This is a genomic window from Corynebacterium sp. 239_CJEI, assembly GCF_001055995.1.
Taxonomy (GTDB): Bacteria; Actinomycetota; Actinomycetes; order Mycobacteriales; family Mycobacteriaceae; genus Corynebacterium; species Corynebacterium jeikeium_D.
This window is the reverse complement of the sequence record NZ_JVOW01000006.1, coordinates 120,153-143,312: the sequence shown is the minus strand read 5'-3', so window position 1 is coordinate 143,312 and position 23,160 is coordinate 120,153. Positions and strand designations below refer to the sequence as shown.

The following is a 23,160-nucleotide window of genomic DNA, read 5'->3' as shown; positions in this document are numbered from 1 at the left end:
AGCGTTGTTACTGGTGACGCTGAAAAGGAGTCTCGCGCGGTACCACCCCGCTTGGCATCACGCTTTACGACGGTTCTTGCGAACAAGAACCATGCGGCTTCACGCGATAGCCCGCTTATTTAATAAGGCTTTGTAACGGTGCCAAACCGTTCGGTTCTACTGGGCCCATTTTCTACTGGACTGTTCTTCCGAAACGCTCCCCGGTGATGGCCGGCTCATTGCGCGTATGGGTGTCAGTATAGCAGTGTCTCAGGCAACTACTACAACCCTGACCGGAACAAAGAATGCGATTGGTTCACAGGGAAAGATAGCAAAAACCACCGCGCTCTGCCTCCCCTCCCTGGGGAGCCGAGCGTGGTGGTTTTCTACGTGTTGGCTACGTAATTAGTTGTTGTAGCCGTCGGCCGGGGCAGCCGACTCGCGAGAGTTCAGGTCGTCGAGCTGGGACTCCAGGAAGGTCTTCAGGCGAGTGCGGTACTCGCGCTCGAAGATGTGCAGCTCCTCGATGCGCCCCTCCAGAGCGGTCTGCTGCTCCTTGACGGTGGTCATGATCTCGTGGTGCTTGCGCTCTGCATCGTCCTGCAGCGCGGTTGCCTTCTGCTGCGCTGCGGTGATGGTGGCGTTAGAGCGAGCGTCTGCGTCGCTGATCATCTGCTCGCTGCGCTGGCGAGCGTCAGTGAGGGTCGACTCAGACTCGTTACGGGCATCAGCCAACAGCTGCTCACTGCGCTTCTTGGCATCAGCCAAAGTTGCTTCTGCCTCATTGCGAGCGTTGGTGATAGTGCGCTCGGCCTCTTCATTGGCCTCTGCCACGGTGCGGTCAGCGTTTTCACGAGCCTCGGTGACAAGCTTGTTGGCCTCAGCGTCGGCGTCAGTGGTGACGCGATCAGCGGTGTCCTGAGCAGCCTGCAGGATACGAGCAGCGCGGAGGCTAACTTCCTGCGACTCGGTGCCGGTGCTTGCTGCAACTGCCTGCGGCTGCTCCGCAGCTGCGGAGGAAGCCTGCTGTGCAGAAGCCTCTGCCTCAGAAGCACGCTTCTCAAGAGCATCCAGACGATCCTGGTAGTGAGCCTCAATCTCCTGCTGCTGAGCGCTCAGGCGCTCGTTGTACTCAGCGCGCAGCTCCTGCTCAATTTCCTTGCGCAGCTTGTCCTCATCGACAGCCGGCGCCGCAGCGGCAGCACCGGAAGCAGCGTAGTCTGCGCCGCCACCCTGCTCTAGCTGACCCTCAAGGTCCTCAACCCGCTGGCGCAGCTCAGCGTTTTCATCCTGGAGCTCACCCAGTGCGTCCTCCACGAGGTCGAGGAACTGATCGACCTCGTCCTCGTTGTAACCACGCTTGCCAATCGGAGGCTTGCTGAAAGCCACATTATGCACATCAGCCGGAGTCAACGGCATGGTGAGTTCCCCTAACACTTTGAGCGGACAGTTCTTAAGAAATCTTAAGAGAATTATTTCCAGTAGTACTGTTTACCCGGCCAATCCTACCTGCTCTAGTCACAGTCCTCACCCCATTTATTTTGGGCAGGACTCTATCCCCCACGTTCTAACCAATGGCAAAGTTCTAGTAAAACGTTAAACCTCGCCCTTACCCTGCACCTTTAGCCACAGAACTTTACCCCCGACACAATAAAAACCCATTGGGGATTACAATCCCCAACGGGTTCCTATTGTTGCCCCCGATTAACACCCCCGGCGGCAATTCAATGCCCGAGAACATCGCATTCGGGACAGTCAAAACAACACAGCTCCACCGAAATCCACATTGTGGATCCCAAGCAAACAGTTAGCGATATTTACGCCACCGCGCCGAGAGCTACCTGCAGCACCATTCGCAGAATCATAAGGATGAAGAACAAAACAAGCACAGACATGTCCACCATCACGTTGCCCATCGGCATAGGCGGGATGAGTCGGCGCAACAGCTTCACCGGCGGGTCGGTAATGACAAAAACAACTTCGCCAATCGACGAAAACACCCTGCCTGGTCGCCAAGAGCGAGAAAATGACTGAATCATTTCAATCACAATGCGAGCCAACAGCAGATAGGTGAAAAGCTTCAGCAGGATTAGCAGAACTAGCAGTAGTGAAGACACGAATAAACAGTCTAGCTAATTAATCGAAATACGAAACACTAACAGGCCATGCGAGCCGGCTGACTAGCCAGACATCCGGTCGAACTGGCCCTCGTTGACATCGCAGCCATGCGGGTACAGGGTGAACACGGAGCCGTCAGCCTTGATTCGACCGCGCAGACCGAAAACCAGTCCAGCAACGAAGTCGACATAGCGCTTAGCCTCAGATGGGTCAAGCTCACTCAGATCGAAGGTGACAATGTCACCGTCGCGGAAGTGCGAACCGATGTCCGGAGCCTTGGAGTACTTGTCCTGGAAACCACTTTCCGGCTTGATGAAGACCTGCTCCGGTTCCTTGGTCTCAGCAACGGAGTGCAGGTTGCCGTAGCGGTAGTCCTCCTCGCGGGAGTTCACACTTGCAGTCTCACGTGGAGCCTCTTCGCGCAGCTCGTAGCGGTGGCGCTCCGCACGACGCGAGTCGGCATAGGAGTCATCAAAACGCTCCTCGTCACGGCGGTCAAACTCGTCGTAGTGCTCGTCGTAAGCCGCGTCATCAGTCGGGGTAAGACCGAAAAAATTTGAAACCCCACGGAAGAAATCAGCCATCTTCTGCTACGTCCTTCTTAGTGTGCGAATTTAAGTCTGTGCTACCCACAACCTACCGGCTGGGTTGGCAATATCGCATAGACACGCGCAAATTTGGCGCGCCAAAATTACAACTTTGAAACTTAGCCCTGCTCAGGCAGGATTACGATGCCCGCCTGACGGCCAGTCTTCCCCTCCCGCCGGTAGGAAAAGTACTGCTCATTGTCAATAGTGCAGCTGGGCTCGACGTTGACATGCCGCACACCGAGGTCATAGAGCTGACGTATCAGGCCGGCGCGCACGTCGACACCGGCAGTCCCCTGCTTCGTTCGCGTCTTCGCTCCGGGTAAATGCTTATCGACGTCATCGGCCATCGACTCAGGCACCTCGTAATTGTGGCCAGAAGCCGCCGCACCGAGAAGCGCATGGATATTCTCGGGCGTGGCACCGAGCTCAATCATCTTCTCGACAGATTTACGAACGATTCCGTTGCGGGCGCCGGTCCTCCCCGCGTGTACCGCAGCGGCGACACCCGCATGATCGTCGGAAAGCAAGACGGGAACGCAATCGGCAACGAGTACTACCAGCGCGAGACCCGGCGTGGTCGTGACGATGGCGTCGGTGGCCGGGACAGGCTCAGTTTGTGGTTCGTTGACGACGGTGACCGTGTTGGTGTGAAGCTGCTCCATATAGACGAAGCGGGCACGGTCGATTCCCAGAGAATCGGCCAAGCGCTGGCGGTTGCGTTCGACTGCGGACGGGTCATCGCCGACATGATCTCCAAGATTGAAGGAATCATATGGTGGCAGCGAAAACCCGCCGCGCCGATTCGTCAGAATTTTTCGGCTGCGGCGGGATTCAGTCATGATTTCTTAGAAGCCCCACTCCGGCAGGTCGCTGGAAGCCTGGTAGCCGCCACGACGGTCGTCGCGGTCATCGCGCCCCTCGGAACGGTGAGCACCACGGTAGGTGCGGTTTTCCTGCGTACGCGGTGTCGGGTTGTCGGTGAACAGACCACCGCTGTTCGGGTTGGTGCGCGGGACAAAGCGGTCGCGATCCTCACGCTCGCGCGGCTGTGCGACCGGGCGCTCTTCCTCCGCACGCGGGGCCGGAGCGCCGAGGTTGTCACCGCCCGGCAGTGCGCTGCCCTGTCGCGGTGCCTGCTCAGCGGCCGGACGCGCCTCGGCATCCTGTGCAGCCGGACGTGCAGCGGCACCTGCGGCTGGCTTGTCCAGCGGGTTGCCGTTACCCTGCTCAAAACCGGTAGCAATCACAGTGACGCGAACTTCGTCACCGAGGTTGTCGTCGATAATGGTACCGAAGATGATGTTGGCATCCGGATCAGCCTTTTCCTCCACGATGGACGCGGCGGCGTTGACCTCCATCAGGCCGAGATCGGAGCCACCGGCGACGGAAATAAGCACACCCTGTGCACCATCCATGGTGGACTCCAGCAGCGGGGAGTTAATGGCCTGAGTCGCGGCATTCATCACACGGTCGTCGCCGCGTGCGGAGCCAACGCCCATCAGAGCCGAGCCAGCCTCAGCCATTACCGAGCGGACGTCGGCGAAGTCGACGTTAATCATGCCCGGAATGGTAATCAGGTCAGTAATACCCTGGACACCGTTGTAAAGAATCTCGTCGGCGAAGCGGAACGCGTCCATCATGGACAGATCCTGCTCACCAATCTGCAGCAGACGCTGGTTCGGAATGGTGATAAGGGTGTCACAGACCTCCTTGAGGGTTTCAATGCCCTCAGCGGCCTGGCGTGCACGGCGCTTGCCCTCGAAGTCGAACGGCTTGGTTACCACGCCGACGGTCAGGGCACCGGACTTCTTGGCGATGCTCGCGACAACCGGAGCTGCACCGGTACCGGTTCCACCGCCCTCACCTGCGGTAACGAAGACCATGTCGGCACCCTTGAGGGTCTCTTCAATCTCGTCCTTGTGGTCTTCCGCGGAAGTGCGGCCAACCTCGGGGTTAGCGCCAGCTCCCAGACCACGAGTTGCCTCACGCCCAATGTCGAGCTTGACATCAGCGTCGGAGAACATCAGGGCCTGCGAGTCGGTGTTGACTGCGATAAATTCGACACCCTTCAGCCCCTCCTCGATCATGCGGTTGACAGCATTGACGCCACCGCCGCCGACACCGACGACTTTGATAACGGCGAGGTAGTTATTCGGGGAGGTCATTGCGCGTTTCTCGCCCTTTCCTATAGGTCCTAAATAATTTCATCTAGCCACGTTGCACATGGGCCGCACGACAGCATTGGCACCGCCGGGCAGTACAGCTCTCCATGACACCGCACGGAAGAAGTGCATCATGGCCGAAAAGCTGTTGACCCCATTGTGGTCGAAAACTGCAAATAATTCAGCGACCTTTTAGCGCGTGTCGCTACCTTAAACCTGCACTTGAGGGATAGTGTTTAGCCACAGAAATCACTCCAGACACCACCATTCTCTACTCTCCCTTAGCAGCGGGTAGTCGGGGGTTGGAGACATTCCAAATCTTCTCGCCACGGTTCAGCACAATCTCCGTCGCGCGTGCCTTTTCTGCCGCATTATCCGAGGACCCGAAGTACACCTCGTATCCATCGGTCAGAAATAGCTTGATTTCTGCCTCGGAAGGAGCGCTAATCCGCTCCACACGGTGTGCAACGGGCTCTGGCAACGCCTTGACGACGTTCAAAACCGCCTTGATAACGCGCGGTTCGGGGTCAACTTTGCCGTCTGTTGGCTCATCCACGCGAGGTGCATCAACAACCTCGATGACACCCGCCGGCGGGGCTGCCGTGACGAACTCCTGACCATTTGCGGAAAACAGATGCTCTCCGTCAGTGGCACGGACAAACACCACCGGGGTGAATTCCCGTACCGAAATAGTCACGCCCTGCGGCCACGAACGACTGACCGTCACGCTATCGACCCACGGCTGCCCCGCCACGGAGCGCGCTGAGGCATCCGTGTCCAAGCGAATGAGCTTTTGATTCTCGGAGATACCACTGGCCTCGACAATCGCGTCTTTATCCCCGTGGACGACGCCCTCAACATCGATGTTTTTCACAACCAGCCACGGCGAAAACCACACCACCGCTGCAACGATGGCGATAATCGCGACCAGGCCACCGCCGATGAGCCAGCCGCGTCGCGGGGCGCGCGCTGAACGCCGACGCCGCGACGCTGTTGTGCCCCGGCCTGCACCGTCGGTCTGCTGAGATTGCTTTCGGCTGGTTTTCACAGTGCTACGACTCCACCTGTTCGTCGTTGTCGCCGCTGAGCTCGCGCACGATTTCGTCGGCAAGCATCGTCACAGAGCCAGCGCCGATGGTCAGAATGACATCGTGCGGTTCGGCGATTTCGCGAACGCGAGCCGGGACGCTGGTGAAATGCGGCTCATACGTCACAGGGATGGTCATTTTGTTGGCAATGAGCGCGCCGTCGACGCCCGGCAGTGGCTCCTCGCGGGCGCCGAAGACATCGAGCAATACGGCCTTGTCCGCCAGAGACAGGGCGGCAGCGAACTCTTCGGCAAAGTTGCGAGTACGCGAGTACAAGTGAGGCTGGAACACAGCGATGACCTTGCCACGACCGGCCTCGGTGACCAACTCCCGAGCTGCGCCGAGAACTGCGGAGACCTCGGTCGGGTGATGCGCGTAGTCGTCGTAGATACGAGCGCCAACAAATGGGCCCTCGCCGATACTGCCGTGGTAGTCAAAGCGGCGACGAACACCGGTGAATTCACCGAGACCGCGCGCCATACGCCCCAAATCTGCCCCGACGCAGTCGCCACCGACCATTGCAGCCAGCGCGTTGAGCGCCATGTGACGGCCGGGCTGATGAAGTTCAAACCTCACCGATGTCGAGCCAACAGTGGCCTCCACGCGGGCACCACCACCGACCGGAGTCCAGCCGTGCAAAACGGCACCGACCGGCAGCGTCGGGTGTTGAGCCAAGGCTTCTTCCCCACCATAAGCCAGCACGTTAATGCCGCGCTCCACCGCGCGCTCGCCCAATGCGGCCGCATGCGGATCCTCAGCACAGATGACCAGATGACCGCCATCCTTAATGCGCTCTGCAAAAGCGTCAAAGACGGCGTAGTAGGTCTCGTCGTCACCGAAAAAGTCAAGGTGATCGGGCTCGATGTTGGTAATTACGGCCACTTCCGGCTGGTAGGTCAACAACGAGGCATCCGACTCATCGGCCTCAGCAACAAAGACATCGCCACTGCCCTGGTGAGCATTGACACCGGCCTTGCTCATCAGACCGCCAACGGCAAAAGACGGATCCAAACCAGCTGCCTGCAAAGCGGCGACGGTCATCGACGTAGTCGAGGTCTTGCCGTGAGTACCGGCGATCAGGAGAGCCTTGGAGTCCTGCATCAACAGCGCTAACACATCGGAGCGCTTGAGCACCGGAATGTCCAGCTCATGTGCACCGGCCAGCTCCGGATTCGTCTTCGGAATAGCTGCGAAGGAAATGACCACTGCGTCCGGCAGCTCTCCCTCGCCAGCAAGCTCAAGATTCGCACGGTCATGCCCAATGGCGATGGTGGCTCCCATCGCACGCAGTCCCACCACCGCGCGGGACTCCTTGACATCGGAACCGGTAACACGAATGCCACGCGCCAACAGGATGCGAGCGATACCGGACATACCGGCACCGCCAATGCCAATCATGTGGACACTTGCGGGCAGCTCTCCCGTTACCGGCTGAAAGTCATCGAAATTAACGTTCATGTTTATGCTCGCTTTACTTCTTAGAGTTCACAGCCGCAGACAGCACCCGACGGGCGATGTTCTCCGCAGCGTTACCATGTCCAATGTTGGCCAGGGCGCGGCGCCCGTCGGCAAGCTTTTCTGGGGACGTGACCAGCGGAATCACGATATCCGAAACTGATGCCGCAGTCAGCGACTCGTCGGCGATGAGAATACCGCCACCAGCATCGATGACATCGGTGGCGTTGAGCGCCTGTTCCCCATTTCCGTGTGGCAGCGGTACATACACCGCAGGCAAGCCGACAGCTGAGACTTCAGCCACCGTCATCGCACCGGAACGGCACAAAATCAGGTCGGCGGCGGAGTACGCCAGATCCATCCGGTCGATGTACGGCACAGCGACATAGGGGGCGTCCTCGCGGATAGCCTCGACCTCGACGTGATTCTTCTTGCCGTAGGCATGCAGTACAGATACACCGGCGTTGGCGAGCTCTGCGGCTGCACCGGTAACAGCTTCGTTGATGGAACGTGCCCCCTGCGAACCACCGGTGACAAAGAGCACCGGACCCTCCTGCGGTAAACCGAAGAACTCGCGGGCTTCGGCACGCTTGGCGTCGCGGTCCAACGCCGCGAGACTGGCACGCACGGGATTGCCAACAACCTCGGCCTTCAGGCCAGAGCCAGTCACGGCGGCCAAGCCGACGCCCCCGAGTGCGACACCGAGCTTATTGGCCAGGCCCGCACGGGCGTTGGCCTCGTGAACCAGGAACGGAATCTTCTTCCCCGCACGGCACGCCATGTAGGCCGGTGCCGATACGTAGCCACCAAAGCCGATGACCGCATCAGCGTCAATACGCTTGAAAACCTTGCGGGTCTCACGCACCGCACGAGCGACGTTGAGAGGCAGCTTGAACAAATCCGCAGTCGGCTTGCGCGGCACCGGCACTGGCGGAATCAGCTCCAGGTCATAGCCTCGCGCCGGTACGAGGGTCGACTCCAACCCCCGATTCGTACCGAGTGCAATGACGCGGGCATCCGGCTGCAGTTTCAAAATCGCATCCGCTACTGCCAGTGCAGGTTCGATATGGCCAGCCGTACCACCGCCGGCCACCACAATGGTCGGAGCAGAGCCATCTTCCTTGAGAAACTGCTCAGACTCCGAAGCGCCTTTCGCCCCAGCGGCTGCGCCCAGATTCTTGTCTGCCATGGTGTTATCGATTCCTCCTCCGCGGTGCTGAACCGCCGTTCCTATTGTTTCGGCCCGGGCGCTGGCGCGAACGCGACTGTCCGCCACGGCCTTCGCCCCGAATCCTACTGCCCCGGCCTGAGCTTGACGACGACCAGGAGCCCTGTGACCGTCCAGCCCGCGGCGACCTCGCTGTAAATCCCCGCGTCCGTCCGTTGTCACTGCGAGGGGAATAATCCACTTCGCGGCCACGAACGCTGCCCGAGTTTCCGGAGCTGCCGGAGGTTCGGGAGCCACGCTGCGGGGCGGCACCTCGACCACTGCGGCTGCCTCCACTACGGCCGGGCCGATTGGGTCGGTCAGCTCGGCCACTGTAGGTTTCCCGCACCTGCGCCCCCTCGCCGCGTGGAGTACGCGCTCCACTGGTCACCACGGGAGGACCGAAGCGTTGCGGATCGCGATGGGCACGCACCTTCGGCGCGTGGCGACGCGATTCGTCATACGGGATTGGTTCCGGAATACCCAGGAACCTGTCCAGCCCCGGACGTCCCGAAGTCTGCATTGCAGAGACTGCCTCCGATTCGTGGCGGGCACATGTGGCCAGCAGACCCATCGAGAACAACGTCACCATCGCCGATGTACCACCGGCGGAAATCAGCGGCAGCTGCAGACCAGTCACTGGCAACGCACCAACGACGTAGCCGATGTTGATGAAAGCCTGCACCACGGTTGCAGCAGTAATCGTGCCCGCGAGCAGACGGAGAAACGGATCGTTCTGACGACCGGCGATACGAAGTCCCACCCAGCCGAGCGCTGCGTAGAGCAAAATAACCATCAGCGCGCCGAGGAAACCAGTCTCCTCACCGATAATGGCGAAAATGAAGTCATTCTTCGCCTCCGGTAGGTATCCCCACTTCGCGCTCGACTGACCGAGACCGACACCGGTGAGAGAGCCGTCGGCAAGCGAAAGAAAGCCTTGGTAGGACTGGTAGGCATCGCCCTGCACGTCGTTGAAGTTACCAACCAGCGAGTCCAAGTAGACCCTGATTCGCGCCGAACGGAAACCCGCGGTGACGGTAAAAATCACCAGGGCGAAAGCCGCAGCGGCAAGCAGCCCGGTGATGAATACGCGCGGCAGGCCAGCGAACCACGCCAACGCCACCACGACGAACGCCATGGAAGCAACCATGCCGAGGTCACGCTGCAGCATCACCAGTGCCAATACCACGAAGCTGACCGCACCGAACAGCCCGAACAAATCGGTATAGGACACAGCAGTGCGGACCTTTTCAGCCAGCAGCTTCGAACCCCACAGTGCCAGCGCGATCTTCGCGATTTCTGACGGCTGCATGGTGATACCACCAATACTCAGCCACGAACGCGCACCGGTTTCCTCCAGGCCGATGCCGATACCAGGGATAATCACCAAAACCAGCAGCACAAAGGACAAAATCAGCGCTGCTGTCGATAGCGAGCGAATCAATTCCACCCGCATTCGCAGCACAATCCACATGGAGATAAGACCCGCCACCACCATGACCAGCTGACGGATGAACACCGACCACACGCTGCCCGAGTCATTACCCGCGCTGGCCATGGATGCCGACAGCACCATCACCAGTCCGATTGACGTCAGCAGCGCGACGATAATCATCAGCAGGTGGTAGTCGAACAGCGGACGCGACTTCCAGTCGTTAAAACGCTCCACCCACGCCGGCCGTTCTCGAGCACTAGAGCTTGACGACGAAGGCCGCTGTGAACTGGTAGCCTTCGTCCCCTTTTGTGCCGTCGCGGCGCTAGCGCTTAAATTACGAGCCTTGCGGGAGTTATCCATCAGTTGACGTCACCTTCTGCGCCCATTGCGCGAACAAGTCGCCACGTTCAGCCATACCGGAGTACATGTCCAAGCTGGCGGCAGCTGGTGCCAACAGCACCACATCCCCAGGGTTGGCATATTCACTAGCTGCCATACAGACCTTCGCCATGGCATCGACCTTGTCGGTGTCATCAATGACAACGACCGGCACAGCAGGTGCGATGCGGGAGAGCGCATCGCTGACTAGTTGCCTATCGACGCCCAGAACCACGGCGGCCTGCAGGCGGTGAGCATGCTTCGCCACTAGCGGCGAGATTTCCGCGCCCTTGAGCTGACCACCGACGATCCAAACGACACGCTCATGACCGGACAGTGCAGCGTCGGCAGCGTGGGGGTTGGTGGCCTTGGAGTCATCAATCCACACGACATCATTTGCCTTATGGACAATCTGACCGCGGTGTGCCCGAACTTCGAAAGTCTCCAATGCCGCTGCAATTTGCTCCGGTGAGGTACCGATACTGCGCGCCATCGCAGTGGCGGCCACCGCGTCGAGAACACCTGCCCGGCCGGGAGGAGAAATTCCCGCTACCGGTGCGATGACAATGCCCGGACCAGAGTCGTCAGCTGCGGCATCGCCGCCGCCAAAAGCACGGTCGACAATCATGCCGTCGCGAACTCCGACCTGGTGTGCCTCCGGGGGACCATCGGTAAAGCCCACGACGGAGTTGCCGAGCTCGTCGTTTTTCAGCATCTTTTCCACGTGCTCGACGACATCTGCGTCATCCGCACCGTAGATTGCGACAGTACCGCGCAGCGCACGGGTCTTGTCCAGACCGTAGTTTTCGTAAGAACCGTGCCAGTCGATGTGGTCTTCCGCCAGGTTCAGCAGTACTCCCGCATCTGGGCGAATGTTTGGAGCCCAGTGCAGCTGGAAGCTGGACAGCTCTGCGGCCAACACCTCGATACGAGGCTCAGCAGTCAGTGCGTCGTACAGGGCCACACCAATGTTGCCCACAGCTGCGCCCTGCTCCCCGAGCATGGCGGCCAGCATGGAGGTGGTTGTGGTCTTGCCGTTAGTGCCGGTGACTACCAGCCAGGTCCGTTTCGGACCCCACAGCTGGGCACAGTCGCCGGCGAAAGCCAGCGCCACATCACCGAATACCGGGACACCGGCCTCAGCGGCGGCGTCGAACAGCGGACTGGTCGGACGCCACCCCGGGGAGGTCACGATCGCAACCGCGTCGGCAAGCTCGTCGCGAGCGTCTGCGGTCGTGACATGCCGAACCGAAAAGTCAGCGGCAACCAGTGCGCCGAGAGCGGAATCGTCCACGACGACAACTTCCGGACAGCCGATGTCCTTGAGCATCGCAATGGCACCGCGACCGGAAACTCCGGCTCCTGCCACCAGAACTCGACCAGAGCGCACCGTAGCGACTAAGTCGAGATTTCGGATATCGGTGAGGTTGGTCGGGTCTGGTGAGTTAATCATTGAAATACGCCTACCTGAGAGAGCCAGTCACTGTAGAAGATGGCTGCGCCAATCATGTTGAAAATGCCTGCGAGTAGCCAGAAGCGAACGACAACAGTTGTCTCCGCCCAACCTCCGTTTTCGAAGTGGTGATGGAGAGGAGCCATGCGGAATACGCGCTTGCCAGTCGTCTGGAAAACCGCGATCTGGATTGCCACGGAAGCAACTTCCATCACGAAGATGAAGCCAATGATAACCATCAGCAGCTCAGTCTTGGTGACAAATGACAGACCCGCTACCAAACCGCCAAGAGCCAGCGAACCGGTATCTCCCATGAAGATCTTTGCCGGCGCTGCATTCCACCACAGGAAGCCCAAACAGGCGCCCAGACCCGCGACGGAAATAACGGCGATATCCAGCGGATCGCGGACGTTGTAGCAACCGCTGCCCAGCGAAGCCTCGCAAGAGTTACGGAACTGCCAGAAGGAAATCAGCGTGTAGGTGGCCAGTAGCAGCGCGGTGGCGCCAGCGGCCAGGCCGTCAAGGCCATCAGTGAGATTGACGGCATTCGTCCATGCGGCAATGACGATGAAGACAAATACCAGGAAGACAATCATGCCGAACCACACAGGCCCCGGTGCCAGATTCAGGAACGGAATATCTCGAATCAGCGACAAGCTCGTCGAACCGGGAGTCAAGCCAGACGCATCCGGGAACTGCAGCAGCAGCACGCCGAAAATCAGCGCTGCCGCCAGCTGCCCAACCAGCTTCGCGGTCTTGTTCAGCCCCAGGTTGCGTCCTTTGTAGAGTTTGATGAAGTCATCGGCAAAACCCAATGCGCCCATCGCCAGAACCAGGAACATCACCAACAGACCGGAGGCGGACGGCCCCACGCCAGTCTGGATATACGTAACGAGGTGTGAGAGGAAATAACCAGCGACGATTGCGGCGATGATGGCGATGCCGCCCATAGTCGGAGTTCCCCGCTTGCGCAGGTGGCTCTTCGGCCCTTCTTCACGGATCTCCTGGCCAAGACCTTCAGCAGAGAATTTGCGAATAAGCACTGGTGTTAAAAAGACACTCACCAGAAATGCAATCGCACCACTGAGAATAAGTTGAATCACTTACTTTTCCTCTCCGCTTTCACCTTCGGGCGTAGTCCCAACCTTGGCAGCCAGCGAGTCCGCGACCCGCCACATACCGTCCGCATAGGAGGCCTTGACTAACACCACATCGTCCGGACGCACCTCGGCCGCCACCAAATCCGCGGCAGTGGATGTATCCGGCACCCTAGAAGTATTTAACCCCAACTCTTCCGCTTTGTCGGCCAGGGCATGCACATTAGAACTCTCTCCGACTGCAATTAGTCGATCGATGCCGCGGCCCACAAGGTACTCGCCAAGCGACGAGTGCTCATCTTCAGCGGAATCACCAAGCTCACCCATCTGTCCCAGCACGGCCCACGATGAGGCGTCCTGGTGCGTTGGGCCAGCTGCTGTACGTGCCAGAGCATCAATCCCCGCACGCATCGAATCAGGGTTGGCATTGTAGGAATCGTTAATAACGACGATGTTGCCAGTGAGCTGCTGGACATCCATGCGCCGCTCTGACGCTGCCACATGCGCGGCCATCGCCTTTGCGACCTGCTCAGCATCAATACCGGATTCCACTGCCACCGCAATCGCCGCCAGGGCATTGGCCACTTGGTGCGCACCATAGACCTGCAGTTGGATCGGGAATGTACGCCCGTCCGGTACATGCAGGTCAAAAGATGCACGAGCAAAATCGTCGAGCTGCACATTCGTGGCGCGGTAATCCGCGGTTGCGTGGCGTTCGGAGTTCTCATCTGCAGAGAAGAACACCACCTTCGCCTGGGTACGCGGAGCCATGCCAGTGACGTAGTCATCGTCGGCATTAAGTACGGCCACACCGCCCTGCTCCGCAGCCGGCAGCGCTTCCACGAGCTCGCCCTTAGCCTGCGCGATTGCCTCGCGCGAGCCAAACTCACCAAGGTGCGCCGTGCCAACATTGAGCACCGCACCAATAGTCGGTGGCGCAATGCGCGCCAGGTGGGCCACATGCCCAATTCCGCGTGCGCTCATCTCCGCAACCAGGTACTTCGTCTCCGAAGTGCACTGCAGCACCGTGTACGGATGTCCAATTTCGTTGTTAAACGACCCCTTCGGCGCCACCGTCGGACCGTCGGTACGCAGCAGCGTCGCCATCATGTCCTTCGTCGACGTCTTTCCCGCCGAACCCGTCACACCGACGACATGCAGCTGATCCTTCTTCAGCTCGTCGACGACGTAACGCGCCAACTTACCAAGCGCTTCCAGCACCGCCGCCCCGGAACCATCCGGATCGTGTGCAAATGCGTCGGCATTGGAGTCCTGCTTACCAAGGGGCTTGACGACGACCGCAGGTTGCCCAACATCTCGTGCCGCCAGTGCCATCGTCGCTCCAGCTGCCACAGCCTGATCGATGAAGTCGTGGCCGTCGACACGCGCGCCCGGTAGGGCGAGGAAGAGCGAGCCTTCGCGAATCTTTCGGGAATCGAATTCTGCGGGCTGAGTCACTGTGGCGTCATCATTGACGTGGGCGAGTTCACCTCCCACGATGTGAGCGATTTCCGCGGCGGTCAGGGCAATCATGATGTCTATAGTCCTTGTTGGTTAGAGTTCCAGGCGCCTAGTAAAGGATGATTTCTTGATTCTATTCGCTTACCGCGAATGGTTCGCGGTAGGCATGTCAGGTGGTGCGCTTCCTCAGCGATTTCAGCAATCTCAATCAGCGGATCCCTCCAGTCGCTGTGTGAGTGCTTCGGCCAGCTGCTCACGGTCATCGAACGGGTGAATCACGCCACCGATATCCTGGCCGGTTTCGTGTCCCTTGCCTGCCACCACGATGCTGTCGCCGCTGTGGGCAAGTTCGACGACACGGCGAATTGCCTGGCCGCGATCGCCGATTTCCTCAACAACCGTGTCAGAACTGGCCTTGCTGCTGGCAACCGCTTCCTTCGCACCGGCGACCACGGCCGCACGGATTTCAGAGGGCACCTCGGAGCGTGGATTGTCATCGGTGATGATGACGACATCGGCACCGCATGCAGCCTCAGCTCCCATAATTGGACGCTTGGCACTATCGCGGTCGCCACCGGCGCCGACGACAACCAGCACGCGACCTTCGGTCTGTGCACGCAAGGTGGCCAACACTTCAGCTACTGCGGCTGGCTTGTGGGCATAGTCCACCACAGCCAGGAAGTCCTGTCCGCGATCGATGCGCTCCATGCGGCCTGGCACACGCACCTGTGCCAGACCGCTCTTGGCCGCGTCATTGGCATGCCCAATCGCATCGAGCACAGCCCATGCGACTGCGGCATTGGCAACGTTGAAAGCACCCGGCAGAGGAACTTCCACCTCAACTGTGTCAGTGTTGTTTCGCGTTAGCTCCACATGCTGGACACCGTTAGTGGCGACAGTGGCTGCAGCGGCGTGCCATTCTGCAAAGACCTCGGCAGCTGGCGTCTTGTCGGTTACGCGATGCTGAGTATGGACAGTGGTGACTTGGACATCCGGGTCGCCGGCAGCGATATCTGCCATGCGGACACCCCAGTCGTCGTCGATGCACACGACAGCCTTCGGTGCATGTGTCGGACCTTCAGGATCAAAGAGCTTGGCCTTGGCTTGGAAATACTCTTCCAAGGTCTTGTGGAAGTCCAGGTGATCCTGCGAGAGGTTGAGGAAACAGCCGACGTCGAAACTGACTCCGTCTACACGTCCCAACGACAGTGCGTGGGAAGAAACCTCCATGACAACGTGCGTCACACCCTCGGAGAGCATCTGGTGGAACAGGCGCTGGAGGGCTGGAGCCTCTGGGGTAGTCAGGCTCGACGGAACGGCACGGCCATTGATGCGCGTGCCGGTAGTACCAATGATGCCTGTCGAGCATCCAGCTGCCAGCAGCGCGCCCTCCAGCATGTAGGTCGTGGTGGTCTTGCCAGAGGTGCCGGTAACCCCAATGATGGTCAGTGAATCCGAGGGATGATCGTAGATTTCTGCAGCAACGTGCCCCATGACGGCCCGGACATCGTCGACAACCAGGACTGGGCGAGTCTCCCCTGCTTCCCGCAGGATTTTCAGACCTTCCTCATCAGTCAGGATCGCTGTAGCAGCCGACTGCTGCGCGTAGCGCGCACCATGCGTGCGAGTACCTGGGACGGCAGCAAACATTCCGCCTTCAGGCACTTCGGCAGCGTTGAGTTCGATTGCGGCGATATCCGCTCCTGCCGCCGCGGATTCGGTAATGCCGTCAAGTCGGCCATGCGCGAGGTTACACAATTTCGCAAGGGTGGCGGTCATTGGCTGTTCCCTCTTTCAAGTCAGTCGTTGGTGTACAACAGGTTGGAAAAATTCAAGAGATTCACTTTGCAGAAACCAAAGTAATAAAAGTCTGTGTATTAGTGCTGTCGCGGTAACTTCATTGTGGTGGTGACCTCGTTACGGCTGCAGCAACAACTTGCCCTCGCGGGGTGGCGACGGCGGTACGTTGTAGCGGTTAAGCGCCCAAGCGGCGATGTCCTTAAACAGTGGGGCTGCTGACTGACCGCCGTCACCATGGACACCACGCTGGGGTTCGTCAAGCATAATGCCAATGACAAAACGGGGATCGTCGGCAGGCGCGATGCCTGCAAACGTGATGTGGTACTTGGAATTCGAGTACGCGCCGGTGTCGGGGTCAAACTTCTGCGCCGTACCTGTCTTGCCTGTGAGCGAGTATCCCTCAATACTATTGCCGGCCGCGGTACCCGACTGCTGCCCCGTGGGATCAGACTGCATAACGCCTTCAAACATAGCGCGCACAGTTTGGGCGGTCTCCGGGCTAACCACACGCACTGTTTCCGGGCGCTCTGTTGCCGTCTTCGTGCCGTCCGGGGAAATTGTCGAACGAATCATACGCGGCGGGATGCGCTCGCCATCGTTGGCGATTGCCTGGAAAACTCCTGTCATCTGCAGCAGTGTCATGGCCATACCCTGACCAATGGGCAGGTTCGCAAATGTACCGCCGGACCACTGCGGACGCTGTGGCACAAAGCCGGACGATTCACTGGGCAACTCGATACCCGTGGACTGCCCCAGCCCGAAGAGATGCAGCATCTCAGCGAAGCGGTCCTGACCCAAACGCTCTGCCAGCATTAGGGTGCCGACATTGGAGGACTTGCCGAATACACCGGTCGTCGTGAAAGCTTCCGTGCCGTGCTCCCATGCATCGCGCACGGTGACACCCGCCATATCAATCGTGCCCGGGACCTGCAGAACCTCATCCGGTGTGGTCTTGCCATCTTCGATAGCGGCCGCGGCGGTAATGATCTTTGCTACAGAGCCCGGCTCAAATGGGTTCGATACAGCGGAGTTTCCGATAGTGCGCCCCTCTTCGAGCTCGGCCCCCATATCCTTATTCGGGTTAGCCGTGTCCGCCTGCGCCATTGCAAGCACTTCGCCGGTCTTCGCGTCGAGCACGACTGCCGACGCATCCTTCGCTCCCGAGTTGGCCTTCGCCTGGTTGACCTGCTGCTGGACAAAGTACTGCATGTCGAGGTCCAGGGTCAGCTCGTAAGTCGTACCGTCCACAGCTGCGTGGACATCGCGCGTGGATCCCGGGATTGCCACACCGTTAGAGGCGATATCAATGGTCTTGCCACCGTTAATACCCTGCAAAGTGGCATCACGAGAGGCTTCAAAGCCGAACTGGCCGACGCCATCCATGCCAATCTTGCCGATGACGTTAGCCGCCGTCGCCCCATTCGGGTACTGGCGAATATCCTGACGCTCCGCCACCAGTTCCGGATACTTTTCCACGATGGCAGCGGCCTTGTCCGGGTCGACATTACGCACGAGCACCTCATAGGTGCTGTCCTCATTGCGCAGCTTCTCCAGAATGTCCTTCGAGCTCACCCGGGACGGCGCGCTCATCACCGAGTTCTCCTCGGTTTCGGGTTCCGCTTGACGACGGCGACTGCTTCCCGACTTCTCCGCGTCGATGTCGGCCACGTCGAGTAGCTTCGGCAAATCCTTGGCGATCTGCTCGAGGCGTTCATCGTAGGTAGCGACATCATCCGGGCGCTGCTTATGGGCGTCCCCAATCCACTTGCGCAAAGTGTTCGGGTGAACGGTAATACTGCGTGCCTCCATAGTGAAGGCAAGCTGAGCTCCGTTACGATCGAGAATCGCACCGCGCCGAGCTGCATCAACAACTTCCACCGTGCGCTGATTCTGCGCCGCCGCCGACAGGTCAGGACCTGCGACGAGCTGCACCCAAGCCAAACGGGAGACCAGCACTACAACTGCGATAGCGCCTATAAACTGCAGCCAGTTGCGACGTCGGATGAAGTCCTTATTACTAATGCGCATTTTTTCGCGCGGGGGCACGCTTCGGTTGGTTTTAGCATCGAGCCCCCGGCTGCGCTGACCATCCCGAACGCGACTTTGGCCTCTGCGCTCACGGGATGTAATTCGGTAAGCACGTTCGCCGAAGTCATACCCCCCTCCACGGTTGGGGTAGTCGTCTTCAGATCGAATCATGCGCTAGTGCTTTCTACTAAGTCGATTCTCCCGCGCGCGATAACGTTAGGCGGTATTCCCTGCCATCGCGAGTACTGAATTAATTAGTCTACAGTCGACTGACCAGAAACAGTGGAACCGCCAGAATATCGGACAGTTGGCCAGTTTGGCCCAGTTTGTTTTCTAAGTTCCTACGGTGCTGGAGCTGGCTCGGGTGCCGGAGCTTCCGGTGCTTCCGGCGCCGCGGCTGGCGCTTCGGGCGCTTCTGGGGCTGGCGCTGGCGCTTCAGCCTCAGGCGCGGGTGCCGGAGCCGGCGCAGGTGCTGGTGCGGGCTCATGGTTCTGCGGCGCATACGGAGCGGTTGCCGGCAACCCGTTCGGACGTGGGTGCGCTTCCTCAATGGCCGGTGCCTGCATCCCCGGAACATTCTCGGTGTCCTTCGGGTTCGACGACGGCGCATGCGGAACATTCGGCGACTCACTGTTGAGGTCGATAATCTTCTGCTGCTTCTCATCGCCCGGTCGCACTTCCACGACCTTGCCTTCCGGATCAGTCGTCAAAACGGCAGGCTGCTCCGGATTGACCATGCCCTCTTCCACAGCACGCTGCGCGATAGCACCGGTTGACTTCATGTAAGCAACATCCCGCTCGAGCACCTCCAGCTGGTTACGCAGCTCCTTTTCCTTGGTCTGCGCAGCATCCAGCTGCAAGGATGTCGAGGTCGAAATACCCGACAGCCACATCGCCGCCACGATTCCGGCAACGACGAGAATAATCATCACGGCCGCACCGGCAAACTTGTGGTTATCCCTCGAGGACGTCGTAACGCGACGCCCACGCACCGAGATGACCTGCTGAGAACCTGTGCGCCCAAACCGCCTGCGCTGATAAAGATCCTGTTTCGTGCGGGCGCTGCGGCCGCGCTGACGAGTCTTCGTCTTGGCACCGGCGACGGTTGCAGATGCGCCGCGGGAGGTGCGCCGGGTGGGGGCGTGCTCCGTGATTGTCGTTGCCATGCTCGAAAGTTCTCCCAGTACTTAGATTGTGAAGGGTGCGTTTGGTGCGGTTGAAAGGTTTGGGTCAATCGGCTCGAATTCGCTCGATACAGCGAACTCTCACCGGTGCGGCTCGGGGGTTGTCTTCGATCTCGCTTGCCGACGCCTTTTCCGCACCTCTCGTGATGAGAGCAAAGTGCGGTTCATGCCCCGGAAGCTCCATCGGGAGCCCCGGTGGGGTTGTCGACTTCACGCGCTCCGCAAAGTCCTTCTTGACGATGCGGTCTTCCAGGCTCTGGTAGCTCATGAACACTGCACGCCCATCGACTGCGAGTGCATCGCAGACCTGTGGCAGTACATTTTCCAGAGCTTCAAGCTCACGATTTACCTCGATACGAAGAGCCTGAAACGTACGCTTGGCCGGGTGTCCGCCCTTGCGGCGAGATGCCGCCGGAATGGTTTCGTAGAGCAGCTCAACCAGACGGCCGGAGGTCGTAAACGGTTCCTTCTCCCGCTCACGCAGGATTGCCGAGGCGATCTTGCCGGCGAAGCGCTCGTCGCCGTAGGTCGATAGGATGCGCGCGATATCACCGTGCGAATAGGTATTGAGCACATCCGCTGCGGTAATCCCCTGGCTTGCATCCATGCGCATGTCCAGCGGGGCGTCGACTCGGTAGGCGAATCCACGATTGACCTGGTCAAGCTGCATCGAGGAAACACCGAGATCGAAAAGCGCACCTGCAATGCCCTTCTCAGCGGCGCGGGCGAGAATATCCTCCGCGCCACTTCCACCAGCGGCTGCAGGAATCTCACCACTGAGCACCTCGGCGAGCGAATCGAAACGCACACGGAAGGCTACAAAGCGATCACCGAAGCGCGCGAGACGCTCTTCTGCCCCTCGCAGTGCATTGTCATCGCGATCGAGTCCAATGACGCAGAGATTCGGGAACTGCTCCAGCAGATATTCCGTGTGCCCACCGGCACCAAGAGTGCCGTCGACAACTACTGCGTCGTCACCCAGTGCCTCGATGCCCGGGCGCAACAAATCAGTTACTCGATGAAGCAAAACGGGGACATGACCAAACTCGCCGGACTTGCGATCATCCGCAGGTGCCGATCCGTTCATTTCCCCCTCCTCACCGGGTATGTTTGCACTGGTCAGAGAATCTATCGAGTGTATTCCCGGTTTGCTTAACGACGAGTGCCGCGCCAGCAACCAGACCGCACCTCATGAGCACTACTGGGAATGCTGCTATCGGTGCTTAAAACAAAAAGCGGGGATGTTCACAGGGCCCCGCCTGACAGAACCTGGTATCGGGGAAGTACACCAGGGGCTATCAGGCAGAGTCCATGCGGACATTCCCTCTTTTCGGTTATTCCATGCGGTTTATAAAACGCCGAACAGCGAGTCATCCTCACCTTCGGAGAAATCAGCTTCATGCTCCGCCTGGTAGGCCTCCCAGGACTCTTTGTCCCAGATCTCCAGAAAGTCAATAGAGCCGATAACCACGCACTCCTTGGAGAGATTCGCGTACCGACGGTGATCCATCGATAACGTGATTCGCCCCGAACCATCGGGCCGCTGCTCATCGGTGCTCGCCGCAAGATTTCGGATGAAAGCTCGCGCCTTGGCATTCGTACGAGAGGCCTTAGTAGCCCGCTGAGCTAATTTGACGAACTCCTCTTTCGGATACACCGCCAGAGAATGATCCTGTCCCTTAGTGACCATCAGGCCACCTGCGAGATCCTCGCGGAACTTCGCCGGCAACGTCAGGCGCCCTTTGTCATCAAGCTTCGGCGTATAGGTGCCCAGAAACATGCGTCACTGGCCTCCTATCCCCGTGTCAACCTCAATGTCAACGCACAAACGCTTACCGAATTCAGGGATTTAGGCGTTGCCTTCAAGCAGAGCCAGAGGGCTGCGCTTTACCGCAGTGCCAAAATCTCGCCAAACCTTAAGCGCAAATCGGATATTCACTTCTGCAATGTTGACCAACCTCAATCAACATCACGCCCCACTTTACCCCACTATCTGCCACTATCAACACAAGAAGGAGAAAAATAGTCACAGCATCAGCGCAACCCCACCGCCAGGACATCCATTTTAACCCAATTGACCTGGGATTTTAAAGAATCCTCTCGACAATTAAAGTGCGAATAAAAAGTGGGGCACCCACCCGCGACCACGCCGACAACGACGCCACACCAACCACATTGTTAACAGAAAGCAGTTTACGCCCCACTACCCACCACCTACCTGCTAGAAACTATCCAGATTGAACCTGATCGCCAGAATTAGCGCGTTGACCTGCAATTTTGTGTCGCCAGAGCCAAACATTCGGAAATACCAGCAACGACCGAAGATAAGAATTCCCTCACCCCAATAGCTAAGTGGAGGAAAGTGGGGACTCGGGGTGGGGCAAAGTGGGTGAGATCTTGTGGAGACGATTCACGTCTAGAAAAACAAAAAAGTGAGGGCAAGCCATCGCTGGCTTGCCCTCACTTGTTAATTCTTGAGGCTTATCCCCTAACGCCCCTCGAAGCGGCCACGGAAACGCGATTCCAACGTGGAATCACCAGAGGAGCCACGGCTACCCGAGGTCCCTCGACGACTCTTTGCCGCCCCGGACTTAGACTTTCCAAAGCTCAGCCCCGAAGCAGAACTAGCCTTCTCCTGCTTACCGGCGCCGGTCAGAGCCCAAACGCCGGAACCGAACATAAGGCCAAAGCCGGCAACCGATAACACAATGAACCAATTGCTCACAGAGAAAAGAGCGACGCCGCCAATCAACATCAGCAGACCGAGGAGCATGAGCGCAAAAACCTGGATGGAAAACCCACGAGGTGCGCTGTTTTCCTCCGGAAAGCTGAACGCATTTCCGGCCATCGTCGAACTAAATTTAGGATCCTCAGCGTAGAGTGCAGACTCGATTTCGTCGAGCATCCGCTGTTCGTGCTCAGATAGTCCCACAATTCCTCCATCGCCTACTTGAGCATTGCCCACCGCGATACTGGCGAGCCTTGACCCCTCAACTAACAATGCCGATACAACAAAGTTAATTACAGGCCACGTGCTGCTAACGCGGCGTCCGTTAGCTTCATTCTTACCCCTTCAACGGGCGACTCACCTCTATTGTTCCATGAATCCGAACAATCCCCCATTTATTTAGGAAAGCAACGCTCTAACACGCCCCCACCGGCTTACGCAGCCGCGGACAGAACACCCAGCTCAGCCCGGACAGCCCCCAAGAATGCACAACTTAAATCCCACAACTCCTGCGCCCGCCGAGAGTCAATGCGACGCGAAATACCCAACCGGACTTCCTCACGCAGCGCGGTGAACTGCTCAAACTTGGTGACCCAGCTATCAAATTCGGGCTGCTCTTTCTTTAAACGCAACCAGGCACTCTGTGTTGCCGAACGACGACGCTTAACTACCGAGCCCGAACGAGCGCCCGAGCCAGAACCCCCAGCCACCGACACATCGTCGCGATTCAACAGCGCGCCTGCGCAACGCAGCGCCGCACAGTAGGAAAGCTCCAACATCTCATCAGAGCTGGCATTCCAAGCATTCGCTAGCAGAGCCTCTGCCCGCCCCAGCAGCTCCAGCGATTGCCTTGAGACACCGACCGGGGCGACCAAACCCGACTGCGAAATCGCCCTAAACTCCACCACGTTCGACCTTGCCACCACCCTGCTTCTCCTTTCACACAGCATTCACATGAGCACGGATTTTCCGCTTCCCCTTAGCGGGATTGACTGCA

At 58.9% G+C, this 23,160-nt stretch carries 19 protein-coding genes; all 19 read right to left on the bottom strand.

Translation table 11 applies throughout. The features are described 5' to 3' along the window. Positions 1–384: 384 nt before the first annotated feature. Complete coding sequence (locus ADB08_RS01700) at positions 385–1,398, bottom strand: DivIVA domain-containing protein (protein ID WP_049170271.1); 1,014 nt, start codon at positions 1,396–1,398, stop codon at positions 385–387. Between the two features lie 398 nt (positions 1,399–1,796). After that, positions 1,797–2,096 (bottom strand): YggT family protein, encoded by a 300-nt coding sequence (locus tag ADB08_RS01695; protein WP_048731166.1) that lies wholly within the window; start codon positions 2,094–2,096, stop codon positions 1,797–1,799. A gap of 63 nt (positions 2,097–2,159) precedes the next feature. Next, positions 2,160–2,681, bottom strand: coding sequence for a cell division protein SepF (gene sepF, locus ADB08_RS01690; protein WP_048731168.1), 522 nt, complete (start codon positions 2,679–2,681; stop codon positions 2,160–2,162). A 122-nt stretch (positions 2,682–2,803) separates the two neighbouring features. Then, a complete protein-coding gene (gene pgeF / locus ADB08_RS01685) occupies positions 2,804–3,526 on the bottom strand; it encodes a peptidoglycan editing factor PgeF (protein WP_049170269.1) in 723 nt (240 codons plus the stop codon). Positions 3,527–3,532: 6 nt separating this feature from the next. Further along, positions 3,533–4,852, bottom strand: a complete 1,320-nt coding sequence (gene ftsZ, locus ADB08_RS01680; protein ID WP_049170267.1) for a cell division protein FtsZ — start codon at positions 4,850–4,852, stop codon at positions 3,533–3,535. 268 nt (positions 4,853–5,120) lie between these two features. Further along, positions 5,121–5,897: a cell division protein FtsQ/DivIB gene (locus ADB08_RS01675; RefSeq protein WP_049170266.1), complete on the bottom strand. Its 777-nt coding sequence runs from the start codon at positions 5,895–5,897 to the stop codon at positions 5,121–5,123. A 4-nt stretch (positions 5,898–5,901) separates the two neighbouring features. Further along, on the bottom strand, positions 5,902–7,395 hold the full coding sequence (gene murC, locus ADB08_RS01670; RefSeq protein WP_049170265.1) for a UDP-N-acetylmuramate--L-alanine ligase: 1,494 nt from the start codon (positions 7,393–7,395) through the stop codon (positions 5,902–5,904). Between the two features lie 13 nt (positions 7,396–7,408). Then, complete coding sequence (gene murG / locus ADB08_RS01665; RefSeq protein WP_016422999.1) at positions 7,409–8,581, bottom strand: undecaprenyldiphospho-muramoylpentapeptide beta-N-acetylglucosaminyltransferase; 1,173 nt, start codon at positions 8,579–8,581, stop codon at positions 7,409–7,411. A gap of 4 nt (positions 8,582–8,585) precedes the next feature. Continuing rightward, complete coding sequence (gene ftsW, locus ADB08_RS01660) at positions 8,586–10,394, bottom strand: putative lipid II flippase FtsW (RefSeq protein WP_049170264.1); 1,809 nt, start codon at positions 10,392–10,394, stop codon at positions 8,586–8,588. Then, positions 10,387–11,865 carry a UDP-N-acetylmuramoyl-L-alanine--D-glutamate ligase gene (murD, locus tag ADB08_RS01655; protein ID WP_049170263.1) on the bottom strand — a complete coding sequence of 493 codons (1,479 nt, stop codon included), beginning with the start codon at positions 11,863–11,865 and terminating at the stop codon, positions 10,387–10,389. Before murD ends, ftsW begins: the two co-directional genes overlap by 8 nt. Then, the gene (gene mraY, locus ADB08_RS01650; RefSeq protein ID WP_016423002.1) at positions 11,862–12,968 is read right to left on the bottom strand and encodes a phospho-N-acetylmuramoyl-pentapeptide-transferase; all 1,107 of its coding nucleotides are present in this window, start codon (positions 12,966–12,968) and stop codon (positions 11,862–11,864) included. Before mraY ends, murD begins: the two co-directional genes overlap by 4 nt. Beyond that, a complete protein-coding gene (locus tag ADB08_RS01645; protein ID WP_049170262.1) occupies positions 12,969–14,495 on the bottom strand; it encodes a UDP-N-acetylmuramoyl-tripeptide--D-alanyl-D-alanine ligase in 1,527 nt (508 codons plus the stop codon). It abuts the gene before it with no gap. A 132-nt stretch (positions 14,496–14,627) separates the two neighbouring features. Further along, entirely contained in the window at positions 14,628–16,202 is a 1,575-nt protein-coding gene (locus ADB08_RS01640; protein ID WP_016423004.1) for a UDP-N-acetylmuramoyl-L-alanyl-D-glutamate--2,6-diaminopimelate ligase, read from the bottom strand. A gap of 138 nt (positions 16,203–16,340) precedes the next feature. Beyond that, the gene (locus ADB08_RS01635) at positions 16,341–18,251 is read right to left on the bottom strand and encodes a peptidoglycan D,D-transpeptidase FtsI family protein (RefSeq protein WP_048731186.1); all 1,911 of its coding nucleotides are present in this window, start codon (positions 18,249–18,251) and stop codon (positions 16,341–16,343) included. Positions 18,252–18,592: 341 nt separating this feature from the next. Continuing rightward, positions 18,593–19,417, bottom strand: coding sequence for a hypothetical protein (locus ADB08_RS11555; protein WP_049170261.1), 825 nt, complete (start codon positions 19,415–19,417; stop codon positions 18,593–18,595). 64 nt (positions 19,418–19,481) lie between these two features. Continuing rightward, on the bottom strand, positions 19,482–20,522 hold the full coding sequence (rsmH, locus tag ADB08_RS01625) for a 16S rRNA (cytosine(1402)-N(4))-methyltransferase RsmH (protein WP_049170260.1): 1,041 nt from the start codon (positions 20,520–20,522) through the stop codon (positions 19,482–19,484). A gap of 261 nt (positions 20,523–20,783) precedes the next feature. After that, positions 20,784–21,215: a division/cell wall cluster transcriptional repressor MraZ gene (mraZ, locus tag ADB08_RS01620; RefSeq protein WP_005510286.1), complete on the bottom strand. Its 432-nt coding sequence runs from the start codon at positions 21,213–21,215 to the stop codon at positions 20,784–20,786. Between the two features lie 708 nt (positions 21,216–21,923). Further along, entirely contained in the window at positions 21,924–22,367 is a 444-nt protein-coding gene (locus tag ADB08_RS01615; protein ID WP_016423008.1) for a DUF3040 domain-containing protein, read from the bottom strand. 230 nt (positions 22,368–22,597) lie between these two features. After that, positions 22,598–23,086 (bottom strand): SAV_6107 family HEPN domain-containing protein, encoded by a 489-nt coding sequence (locus ADB08_RS01610; protein ID WP_049170259.1) that lies wholly within the window; start codon positions 23,084–23,086, stop codon positions 22,598–22,600. Positions 23,087–23,160: the final 74 nt, after the last annotated feature.